Raw genomic sequence first — 11,726 nt, 5'->3', positions numbered from 1 at the left:
AAGGCATTTTTTCTTTTATTCCTTCTGAGCTGCCTGGGGGCTTCTGCGGCAACGGGCAATGCTAACGACGGGGGGATATTTGCTTTGCTGGCGATCTTGCTGGTATTTGCTTTCCCGTCACTGTATTATGCCTTTATGTTCCTCAAGCAGAAGATCCATCATAAGGCACCTCCGCATGAAACGGATCCATCCTGATAAGTTTTCACTGCAAGGACAGGGTGAGAGGGCGAGAGGGTGAGAGGGTGAGAGGGCGAGAGGGCGAGAGGGAGAGAGGGAGAGGGAGAGAGGGAGAGAGAGGGAGAGAGAGAGAGAGGGAGAGAGGGAGAGAGAGGGAGAGAGGGAGAGAGGGGGAGAGGGAGAGAGGGAGAGAGAGAGAGAGGGAGAGAGGGGGAGAGGGTGAGCGAGAGGGCGAGAGGGCGAGAGGGCGAGAGGGCGAGAGGGCGAGAGGGTGAGAGGGTGAGAGGGCGAGAGGGTGAGAGGGCGAGAGGGCGAGAGGATAAAGAATTATAAAGGTTTCCGGGTGGATAAAACCTCCCTATGCTTGTCGGCGAAAGGGCTGCCGGGGTCATGGCCGCAGGATTTGCATTGTATATCGTACCAGCCATTGATCTTATGGCAGCCGGGACAGGTGAAATGTTCCATCATCTCGGTATACCAGGTTTCCCAGCCGGCTTGCTTTATTCTTTCCAGGGATTCATAGATTTCGACACGGTGGGGCATCTTCGATTTGAAATCCTCCAGTTCTTTACAGGGGAAGTCGGGGCATTCGCCACAGAAATCAAGGCCTTTTCCGGAGGCGCAACGGATCATATGGCAGTTGCTGCAGTAGGCTGTTTTGGTGGTGGTACGGCAACCGGTGCAGCGTATGGCATCCTGCGGGACATTCATGCGCTGCGCGATAAGGTTCAGGGCTGCTTCATTATTTTGTTGTGTGTACTGGTATATTGCACAGGCATTACAAAATACACCACATACGCCTGCAAGGGATTTGTTGGGGAGTGTTTCCATATTAAAGGTCAATTATCATTATGGCAAATAATGGAACGCGGATGACGCGAATTCGAGACGGATTTTCACGGATTTATTTTTGCCAATAGTCACATTCGGACTCCATTTTCAAATTTTCAAATTGTCTAATTGTCAAATTGTCGAATTGTCGAATTGTCGAATTGTCGAATTATTTAATTATTTAGGGATTGGCAACACCTCCCTAACTTCTTTTTCATACTGAAGATAAGCATCGCCAAAAGTGCGGCGTAAAATCATCCGCTCCCCATGGATACAGAGCTTGAAGTTCAGGTAAAAAACTATGGTGATGGAGAAGAGGAGTCCGGAGGCAAACAGCAATGCGAGTCCGGGGAGGATGAAGACAATAAAGGAGGCATAGATGGGATTGCGGCAGAGGCCGTAAGTCCCGGTGGTGATAAGGGTTCCTTTTGAGAAGTTCCTGCCAAAGGTGATCACGGAACTGATCCAGAAGATCACACCGGCACCGATTAGTACATATGCGAGGTATTTCACCCAGGTAACTTCAAGAAAGCTGAGCTTCAGAAAATCGGGCATCAGGTTCATCATGATCAGAACCAGGGCGACATAGGGAAGGGTTATCAGGATGAGCATGGGGCCAACGCCTCCGGGGGTCATAGATTCGTGCGGACTTTTCATTGCTTTTTTTTCGGCAAATGTATCGGTGGATGTTAAAATGGGGAAAAGAAATGGGGTGAATGGAGGATGTTGGATGTTGGATGGCTTAAGAGGGAAGTTGATTGCGAATTTTTGATTTCGGATTGCGGATTGATTTGAGACTGGTGCATTGACTGGAGTAGATGGAACGCGGATGACGCGGATTCCTACGCGGATTAAGGCGGATCAATAATCTTATAAAGTTAGATGTTTGATTTGGAGTTAATTCGTGTTAATTCGTGCTGAAATTCGTGTAATTCGTGTTCCATTATCTAGCCTCAGGCGAAATTTACCTGTGATGTAGATTTATTAACCGCGAAGACGCTAGGGAAGCGCAAGGACGCTATTTCATATCAGTAAAATTCAAAATCCCATAATTCATCCGTCTGCCAAAAGCCGCAAGAAATCAGGTATTAGAGTAGCCATAAGATTTAGTCGAAACTTTTATTATTCTGGATTCTGACTCCTGAATTCTGGATTCTTAAATCTGTTATTACCACCTGATTATCTGCTATATACAATTTTTTTCAGTACGCCTGTAATATTTTCCTGGCTCCTGCTACTATTAAAGAAAACAAATTATGGAAACTAAAAACCCCGCATCAAAGCTATACAACCCCATGATCTATAGACTGTTCTATGGAATGTTCGTTGTACTGTCGATCTACTACCTTCTCAGCAATCAGCTGGGGAATGCTGTCACCAATATGGGAATTGCCCTTATCTTCGATCCTTTTAATCCCACCATCAGCTGGCCCGACCGTCACTGGACGCACAAGGCCTGGTTACTGGGACATCTTACCTTTGTTTTTGCAGGATTCACTTATCTCATCATTCAATACTTTAACAAATAATCATCATGAAAAAGCAAATCATCACCTTCATATTCCTCCTCTTTGTTGGCGCTACTTTCGCCCAAACTTCCTCTTCCCTTTTCTGGAAAGTGAGTGGCAACGGCCTGAAGAAACCTTCCTATCTCTTCGGCACTTTTCACCTGCTGAGTAATTCCTTCGCGGATTCATTGCCCATAGTGATGAAATCGTTCCAGGAAGCTGATGCCATTGTTGGCGAACTCCTGATCGACAGCAATATGCAGGCTCCCATGATGGCAGCTTCAATGCTTCAGGGCACCACATTGAAAGAATTACTTCCGGATTCGGTCTTTCAGAAAGTGGATGCCTGGTTCCAAAAGGAGGCGGGGATGCCGCTGGAGCAGCTCAATGTCCTGAATCCCACTGCCGTTACAGCAATCGCTATGCTGATCACTCAACAAAAGTATCTTCCGAATCCTGAAGGTGAAATCGCCCTGGATGCCTATTTCCAGGAAAGAGGAAAGGCTGAAGGGAAAGAGGTGCTCGGACTGGAGACCATCCACGACCAGGTGAAGGCACTGTTTGGCTCAGTAAGCCTTGAACGCCAGGTAGAAATCATGACTGAAACCTTCTATGACCCGAAGCCGGCACAGGAATACCTCTTCACCATGAATAAGGCTTACCGGCAGGCTGATTTTAAAGGGCTTGAAGAAATGATGTACACAAGCACCTATAAACCGGAAGAGCTTAAAATCCTGCTGGATGACCGTAACTTTGCCTGGGCAGACCAGCTTCCGGGCCTGATGAAGGATAAATCGCTGTTTATTGCTGTGGGAGCCCTTCATCTTAGCGGAGCAAACGGACTGGTAAGCCTTTTGAGAAACCTGGGCTATGAAGTAACCCCATTAACACCAAAGGATAGTGAGCGAAAAGGAATTTCTGGCTAAACTGAAAGAGTACCAGGGCATCATCTACAAATTGGTGCATCTTTATGCGGATACGGCTGAGGATAAAAAGGATTTCTACCAGGAAATCGTCCTGCAGGCCTGGAAGTCGTATCCCGATTTCAGGGGTGACTCGAAATTCAGCACCTGGCTTTATAAGCTTTGTCTGCACACCCTGTTAACCCTGAAAAGGAAAGAAAACCGCCTGCAGTATTCACACGACCTGCAACAATACGAATCGCATCTTACAACCACTCCCGGTGATGAAAAAGAGATGCTTTACAAGGGCATCCGCTCCCTTCCTGAAATCGACAAGGCATTGGTATCATTGCACCTCGACGGTTACGGAAACCAGGAAATCAGTGAAATCATGGGGATGTCGCCAAACCTGGTAGGCGTCAGGCTTCATCGCTCAAAACAACAGTTGATAAAATTCTTCAAGGCATAGTTATGGATCTCGAAAATACATGGAAATCGATCGATGAAAAGGATGGCCTGCTGGAGAACATCCTGGATAAGCCAGTGTATCATCCGCCGGCATCACTTCATCCGCTGCGAAAACTAAGGACCAACCTGCTCATTGGCATAGGCTGGGGCATCCTGATCACCCTGGGATATATTCTCATTCTTTTCTACTTCCCTATCTGGCAGGTACAATCGGTGGTAGTCCTTCTGATTGCCTTCAACACCTGGCTGATAGCCTACAGCTGGATTCTTTACCGGAAAACACCTTCAAGTATATCACCCTCGCTTACCATCAGGGAGGAAATTGAGAGGAATCACAGAACTTTTATGCGCTGGTGGAAGCTGCAGGAATGGGTTGGACTCTTTGTTTATCCATTCGCCGCTACCGGGGGATTTTTCCTTGGAGGCACCGTCGGATCAGGGAAAACGGTGGAACAGCTGCTTACAAATCCACTCGTACTCTGGACACTGCTGATCGTTATCATCATCTCGGTACCGCTCAGTTTCTTTTCAGCACGATGGATGTTCCGGCAAGCCTACGGAAAACATCTCGACAGGCTGAAAAAACTGCTGGACGAAATATCTGTCGGCGAATAAGCCCTCCTGGCCGGCGGACCAAGATCCATCCGCCAGCCGGCGGACCAAGTTCCATCCGCCAGCCTGCGGACCAAGATCCAAGTTCCAAATTCCAAGTCCCAAATTCCAAAATCCAAGCCCCAAATTCCAAGTTCCAAGATACAAGTGCCAAGTCTCAAGAAGAAAGAACTAAGAGCCAAGAACCAAGTCCAAAAATAAAATCCGCAAACACCCAAAGAAGCTCCCCCGACATTAAAAATCGACATGCATCAGACATCCGACATCAAACATCCGAAATCAAACATCCGACATCCGACATCCGACATCCGACATCAAACATTAGACATCAATTCTTCCAGCTTAAACTTCGCATAGCAAAACTCCCCTTCAGGCATGTGCCAGATAGCTTCTCCGCGGCTGGCAAGGCGTCGTCCGTTATAATCCTTGTAATCACCACAGGGGGTGGACCAGGGAAATGACTGGTAGGTTTTGCCATCAGCAGAGAGGTAGCGATCGTTAGATTTAAAATTTACCAGTTCCCCTTTATCGTTAAAAGTCAGGATGGCTGAAATGGTGATATGCCGGTTGGTGAAAGTCCCCTTTACATGCGTGTCATCAAGGGTTTCCCAGGCAATTCTGCGATCGATGAGTGTGGCAGGAGCCAACAGGCACATATCGTTGAAAAGTGTGACAGTCTCGCTATGGTCCATCTTCTCCCCTTTTGCATCCACCACCTGGAAAAGCGAGGCTACTTTGATCTGCATCGTAGCTGTGGTTCCGTGCATATAGTGGAAGCCGTCGAAGGGAATACCAAACAGGCTTGATTGAATGTAAAACAACCTGGCCGGTTCATTGAAGAATTCAGTCTGATGGGCTTCTATGTTTGTCCAGTCACTCTTTAAGTCCCTTTTCATGCTTCCGGTCATCCGCGCTTCAAAATTCACCACAGCAGGCTTGCCGATGGACCCGGTATAAATGAGATACTTCTGAATAAGTGGGGGAAGTGAATCAATGTCAGAGAGGGTGATGATGGACGGAGCCGTTATCCCGGTAATCCTTTTTGCTGTTTCTTCCCTGAACCGGTTCTGATAGGCTGAGGGAAGGGTATTCATTCCGGCCATAAGCACAGGAAGAATGAGAAGTATGTTTGCAATGGTACCGGCTTTGGCATCTTTCCAGTACATGATGATCAACACCTGCGAGAGTATGATGGCTATGGCAGAGAAAATCCACCATGATTTTTGTCCGGATATCCAAAGGATGGATGCAAGGATAAAAAGCAGGGCTGTCAGGAGCCAGAATATGCCAGATGTGGTAGAAATAGGCTGTGTAAGGGCTTTGAGTTCAGCAAACTGGAATGCTTTGGTGAATCCCATGAGGTGGATAAGTCCGTGAAGGATCATAATGACCAGGAAGAAGACTTTCATAGTTTTAAGAGTTTGGACAAAGTTAGACCCAAAAGGGTGGGAAAGATAATTTTCTCCGGTGAATGACGGTTGTAGATGGTTGAATTAGGAGAATTGGCGCTTGGGCAGATTTTTAAAAACCATATAGACAGTCAGGACACTTAAGAACACTGAGGGATTGTTCACTTTTCGATTCTTTGCTCCAAAGGGCTGGTTGAGATATCAATGAGGCTCAATAGTTATTAAAAATTAACGTCATGAATACAATGATTCATATTTGTTTCTATTGTCTGATATTCAGCGATTTGTCCATCACTCGACGGATTAATGTTCTTTTTCTACCCAAGCGTTTTATTTCTGCCTCCTGAACACTTAACGATACAACGATTCACCCATTAGCCGACAGATTCGTGGAATCCAAAGGAAAAATGCTACCTTTGCAGCTTCTAACGAGAACCTTTCCAGCAATTTAGCTAAATAAGATAGAACCAGGTTTATGAGCAATATTCTGGCCATTGTCGGCCGACCGAATGTAGGGAAAAGTACATTATTCAACCGCCTTACCGGCTCAAAGGAAGCCATTGTGGATCCTACCAGTGGTGTGACCCGCGACAGGCACTATGGACATAGCGACTGGAATGGCATCGAGTTTTCGGTGATCGATACTGGCGGTGTGATGATTGGAAGTGATGATATTTTTGAACAAGCCATCCATAAACAAGTTGAATTAGCAATTGAAGAAGCCGACAGTATCCTTTTCCTTGTGGATGGCCGTGAAGGGCTCACTCCCCTGGATGAAGATGTTGCGCACATGATCCGTCGTTCAGGCAAGAAATCCTTCCTCGCGGTGAATAAAGTGGACACCCCCAACCTGGAGCATATCATGGGTGAATTCTACAGCCTTGGTTTTGACGAAATTTATCCTTTATCAGCCTCTAACGGAACTGGTAGCGGAGACTTGCTGGATGCGATAGTAAAGGATTATACGAATACTGTTGAAGAAGTGACAGAAGATCTGCCACGCTTTACGGTTGTGGGCAGGCCAAATGTAGGAAAATCCTCCTTCATCAATGCATTACTGGGAAATGAGAGGAATATTGTTACCCCTGTGGCCGGTACTACCCGTGATTCCATTTTTACCCGCTATAAATCATTTGGCTTCGATTTTTTCCTGGTGGATACCGCAGGATTGCGAAAGAAGACAAAAGTGACTGAAAATCTTGAGTTCTATTCAGTAATGCGTTCAATAAGGGCTATTGAGAGTTCAGATGTGTGTTTCCTGGTGATAGATGCTACATTAGGTTTTGAAGGACAGGATCAGAACATCTTTAATCTCATCCAGAAGAACCATAAAGGCATCGTTATCCTGGTGAATAAATGGGATCTCGTGGAGCGTGAAACCAATACTGCCAGGGATTATGAGGCAAATATCAGAAAGAGTATTGCCCCGTTTACCGATGTTCCAATCCTGTTTACTTCTGTGATCAATAAACAACGCATACATAAAGCCCTTGAGATTGCAACAGCAGTGTTTGCAAACAGGACCCGGCATATTCCCACACACAAGCTGAATGATGCGCTGCTGCCTATTTTCTCCAATTCACCTCCTCCTATGTATAAAGGTAAAGAGGTGAAGATAAAATATGTCACCCAGTTGAAGACGCCTTATCCCAGTTTCGTAATATTCTGTAATTTACCACAATATGTAAAGGAGCCCTATATGCGTTTTGCAGAAAACAGGATCAGGGAACTTTATGAATTCAATGGCGCCCCAATGGAAGTCTATTTCAGGAAGAAGTAGGTATTCAAAGAAAAACGTGTTATTTCAGTATGGAGAATGAATCCTTAAGAGTGGATAAATGGCTGTGGGAAGTCCGCCTGTTCAAGACCCGCAGCCAGGCCACCGATGCCTGCAAAGCAGGAAAGATTAAGATGGATGGGGTAAATGTGAAACCTGCTAAGGATCTTAAAATTGGAGATGTGATCTCCGTTAGCCTCAACCCGCTATTCAAAACCGTAAAGGTTAAGCAATTCCCTAAAAGTCGTTTGGGAGCCAAATTGGTGCCGGATTATATGGAGGACCTAACCCCCCAGTCAGAATATGACCGTGTGAAGCTCATCGAAGCAACCAATGCGGAATACCGCGATCGTGGAGCCGGCCGTCCCACCAAGAAAAGCCGGAGGCTAATCGATAAATTAAAACACGACAAGGAGGCGTGGTAACGCCGTAGAGACAAGGCACGCCTTGTCTCTAATCTAACCATTTAAAAACCACCGTAGAGCCTAGGCATGCCTAGGCTCTACGAATATATTATCCGATAATTTCCGGAGCCAAGGCATGCCTTGGCTCTATGATTATATTGTCCGCTATCGCCATGGAATGCCATGTCTATGGGAAAATAAAAACCGATTTAACCATGGAATACCATGGCAATACCAAAATAAAAACCGCCGGCACAATGCCGGCGGTTTCGTTTTGACCCAAACAAGCAGAAATTAGTTTGTTTTCACGAGTTTCCTGTTCAGGAGTAATCCATCCGAGGTATAGATCCTGAGTGAATAGATGCCGGGGGCCAGATTTTTCACAGGAATTGACACAAGGTTTTCCCCGGTTCCAATACTTTCATTAAGGTAGTCAACCACCTGTCCGCTCATATTAAGAATTTCAATATTCAGATCCGAGGCTTTACTCAATCTGATGGAGATCCGGGCGGTTTCTTTCACAGGGTTTGGATATACCACGCCAGCATCCAGCACCAGTTGTTGATCGTTGCGGCCAAGAATGTTGTTACCACTGAGTTTCAGGTTGATAGTTACAGTTGGTGTTGCTTCATCGATAACAACCATTATACTCTGACTGTAACAACCTGCCATTTCAGCATAGAGATAATAAGTTCCGTAGGCCAGTTGCGGGAATTCGAAAAGTCCGGCTTCATCTACCTGGGAATACAGGATAACATTCCCCTGGGAATCTTTGAGCAGCATAGTTACCTTATCAATTAATGAACTGCTGAAATCACCCTGTGTAATTTCTCCTTCAATATTACCATTGCCAGGTACATAGGAATCACCCTCAATCAGGTTGATATTATATGGATTGGCGGCAGTCCCAAGATTAATAACCGTAGCATCCTGCCAGTATAATACATTTCCGTAGTAAGTTGGTAAATAGCCATATTCAAACGGAATGGCATAGATCACGTAATTACCTTGTGGGACCATTGGGAAATAATACACACCTGATGAATCGATCATGGCAATGTCAACAAAAGGCACGAAGGTATTCGTGGTATCCACTGACATCAGCATAACCATACCCTGCTGCATGGGGAAATTCCCTGCAAATACCTGTCCGTAGATCTGATTCCATACAGTACTATCACCAACGGTAATCATTTGTGAAGAACTATAGGTACAAACCATGCCATTCCAGTAGCTCGTAGTCACAAGGGTTGCATAGTATATCCCCGGATTGGTATAGGTATGCACGGCAGAAGGTCCTGTAGCGGATTGATTATCACCGAAATCCCACTCGAAAGTAACAGCACTGATGGTAGGATCAAGCATCATGCCCTGGAAGTTCACAGTAAGGCCAAGGTTATAATAGGTGAAGTAACTGGCGCAATTGCCGGCTGGTGCCACCTGGACTTCTGCACACCAAACACTCTGGCAATTCGGGCCTCCAATAGTCAGGCAGACATAATAAGTTCCGATAGATGGATAGGTATGAACAGGGTTCTGATCGTAGGAAACTGATCCATCACCAAAGTCCCAGTACCATTGTTCAGGATTACCGGTGGAGAGATCAACAAATTGGAAGGTATTAGCACCTGTATTCAGCGAATCCATAGGATAATAGGTGAATTGCGACTGGCAGCTCCAGATAGTATCCATTACCGCAACGATAGAACATTTTGTAGATGAGCAGCTATCAGCACCCTGAATAACCAGGCAAACCATATAGTAACCCGGATTTGAGAAAGTATGGGATACATCAGGGCTATTGGGTGCAGTAATGGTTTCAACAGTACCATCACCAAAATCCCATGTCCAGGATTCGATATCACCCACTGACTGGTCGTCGAAAAGGAAAGTTGACAAGCTACCAGGTGCCGGGTTGACTGTAAAATCAGCTTCACAACCCTGGTTATTGGTAAGGATGACGAGTTTACAGAAGGTATCGTAACAGTTGGTACTAGTGTTCCAAATTGTTAAGCATACATTGAAAGTGCTGTAGGGTCCGCTGACCTCAAATTCATGGATAGGATTCTGCTCGGTTGAGGTAAATCCATCACCGAAATCCCATGACCATTGGGTAGGATTGCCTGTTGAATGGTCAAAGAACTGAGCAACATTATTTCCGGAAATAAGGTCATAGCTAAAATAGGACTGACAACCGGGTAGTGTATCACCAACAATCACATCCAGGCAATAGGTAGATGAGCAACTGTCGGTGGTCTGAATAAAAAGACAAGCAGTGTAAACTCCCTGAGCCTGGTAGGTATGTGTAATGTTTGGATTATTGGGAGCATAAATGGTTTGCGCTGTACCATCCCCAAACTGCCAGGTCCAGCTGTCGATGTTACCTATAGAAAGGTCAGTGAAAGTGATATAACTCGATCCATTGGGTGAAGGAGCGTAAGTGAAGGCCGCAGAACAGGAATTGGCCGGATTGATAACCACTTCCTGACAGAAGGTATCAAAGCAACTGGTGTCGTCACTCATGATGGTAAGACATACCTGGTAGTAAGCCGGGTAAGGAAGGGAAGGAAAGGTATGTATCGGATCGGCTATGATACTACTATTATTGGTACCTGAAGTCGGATCCCCGAAATTCCAGTAATAATTAAGCTGGGTGGAAGAAATGGAGGTATTGTAGAACTGAATGGTATTCGAGGTGGCTCCTGGCAATGGACTATATGTATAACTTGACTGGCAAACATTAGGAATTGAATCAATCACAACCAATCTGCAGAAATTGCTGTAACAAAGTGAATCAATACCCTGAACAGTCAGGCAGGCATTGTAAACACCCGGGGCATTGTACTGATGCGTCACATTAGGATTACCAGGGGAGGTCACCGTGGTGCTGGTCCCATCGCCAAATAACCAGGTAAAGGTTTCAATATTTCCAACAGATTGATTTTCAAACTGAACGATTGAAGAGTTTATCGGATCCTGGTAGGCATAGAAGTAAGCCTGGCAACCTGAGGAAGTAGTATCTCCCAGTTGAATGATTTTCGTCTCATAATCATAACAGTTGGTATTTGGATAACCTGAGGTAAGGGTAACATAATACGAACCTGCTGATGCATAGGTATGAACCGGATTGGGCAGATAAGAAATATTCCCATCTCCAAAATTCCACTGAAGGTTTGAACTGCCCCCTGTTGACATGTTGTAGAACTGAACCGAAAGAGGTGGGCCCTGGAAATAAGTGAAATCAGCCACACAATTATTAATGGGCGGACAAATCAGGAAGTTTTGTGTAACCTGTCCGACCCCGGGAGCTACGGTAAGGCAAAAGGTTACCGCAAAGTCCTGGCAATCAATAGTGGAAACAGTAATCACCGTTGGAAGCGCTGGAGAAATCACAGGAACTGTATCAAGATAATACCCGTTAGGATTGGTGTATACAGTATTGACATAGATAAATCCTCCGGTGGAATCGCTCTGGACAAGTACAGCCTGGTTAACGATGGGCATGCCCGTATTGATATCGTTTACCGTTCCTGAAATGACCACAAATGTTTGAGCTGAAGCCATAAAGGCAAGCATACACATGAGGAATAATAGATAGAGCTTTTTCATAGAGCAGTTTTTTAAAAATGAATCTGGTT

Annotated in this window: 11 protein-coding genes; 7 read left to right on the top strand and 4 right to left on the bottom strand. The window is 45.5% G+C overall.

What is annotated here, in order from left to right; translation table 11 throughout:
- A partial coding sequence (locus tag IPH84_15775; GenBank protein ID MBK7174646.1) for a hypothetical protein occupies nucleotides 1–195 on the top strand: 195 nt, incomplete at its 5' end.
- Nucleotides 196–504: 309 nt separating this feature from the next.
- Here the strand turns inward: IPH84_15775 and IPH84_15770 are convergent.
- Complete coding sequence (locus IPH84_15770; protein MBK7174645.1) at nucleotides 505–1,008, bottom strand: DUF3795 domain-containing protein; 504 nt, start codon at nucleotides 1,006–1,008, stop codon at nucleotides 505–507.
- A 177-nt stretch (nucleotides 1,009–1,185) separates the two neighbouring features.
- The gene (locus tag IPH84_15765) at nucleotides 1,186–1,665 is read right to left on the bottom strand and encodes an isoprenylcysteine carboxylmethyltransferase family protein (protein ID MBK7174644.1); all 480 of its coding nucleotides are present in this window, start codon (nucleotides 1,663–1,665) and stop codon (nucleotides 1,186–1,188) included.
- 599 nt (nucleotides 1,666–2,264) lie between these two features.
- On the opposite strand from IPH84_15765, the gene IPH84_15760 reads away from it, so the two are divergent.
- From IPH84_15760 to IPH84_15745, 4 genes are read left to right on the top strand one after another with little or no spacing between them, the layout of a single operon-like run.
- A complete protein-coding gene (locus IPH84_15760; protein ID MBK7174643.1) occupies nucleotides 2,265–2,537 on the top strand; it encodes a hypothetical protein in 273 nt (90 codons plus the stop codon).
- A gap of 5 nt (nucleotides 2,538–2,542) precedes the next feature.
- Entirely contained in the window at nucleotides 2,543–3,442 is a 900-nt protein-coding gene (locus tag IPH84_15755) for a TraB/GumN family protein (protein MBK7174642.1), read from the top strand.
- A complete protein-coding gene (locus IPH84_15750) occupies nucleotides 3,417–3,887 on the top strand; it encodes a sigma-70 family RNA polymerase sigma factor (protein ID MBK7174641.1) in 471 nt (156 codons plus the stop codon). The genes IPH84_15755 and IPH84_15750 overlap by 26 nt, the downstream gene beginning before the upstream one ends.
- 2 nt (nucleotides 3,888–3,889) lie before the next feature.
- A complete protein-coding gene (locus tag IPH84_15745; protein ID MBK7174640.1) occupies nucleotides 3,890–4,501 on the top strand; it encodes a hypothetical protein in 612 nt (203 codons plus the stop codon).
- A 311-nt stretch (nucleotides 4,502–4,812) separates the two neighbouring features.
- Here the strand turns inward: IPH84_15745 and IPH84_15740 are convergent, their stop codons facing one another.
- Nucleotides 4,813–5,907 (bottom strand): hypothetical protein, encoded by a 1,095-nt coding sequence (locus tag IPH84_15740; protein MBK7174639.1) that lies wholly within the window; start codon nucleotides 5,905–5,907, stop codon nucleotides 4,813–4,815.
- 475 nt (nucleotides 5,908–6,382) lie between these two features.
- Between IPH84_15740 and der the strand changes: the two genes are divergently transcribed.
- The gene (gene der / locus IPH84_15735) at nucleotides 6,383–7,687 is read left to right on the top strand and encodes a ribosome biogenesis GTPase Der (GenBank protein MBK7174638.1); all 1,305 of its coding nucleotides are present in this window, start codon (nucleotides 6,383–6,385) and stop codon (nucleotides 7,685–7,687) included.
- 29 nt (nucleotides 7,688–7,716) lie between these two features.
- Nucleotides 7,717–8,109 carry an RNA-binding S4 domain-containing protein gene (locus IPH84_15730; GenBank protein ID MBK7174637.1) on the top strand — a complete coding sequence of 131 codons (393 nt, stop codon included), beginning with the start codon at nucleotides 7,717–7,719 and terminating at the stop codon, nucleotides 8,107–8,109.
- 273 nt (nucleotides 8,110–8,382) lie between these two features.
- Here IPH84_15730 and IPH84_15725 read toward each other — a convergent pair whose 3' ends face one another.
- Nucleotides 8,383–11,697, bottom strand: a complete 3,315-nt coding sequence (locus tag IPH84_15725; protein ID MBK7174636.1) for a PKD domain-containing protein — start codon at nucleotides 11,695–11,697, stop codon at nucleotides 8,383–8,385.
- Nucleotides 11,698–11,726: the final 29 nt, after the last annotated feature.

This window comes from Bacteroidales bacterium (assembly GCA_016707785.1).
GTDB lineage: Bacteria > Bacteroidota > Bacteroidia > Bacteroidales > UBA4417 > UBA4417.
This window is presented reverse-complemented; position numbering and strand designations above follow the sequence as displayed.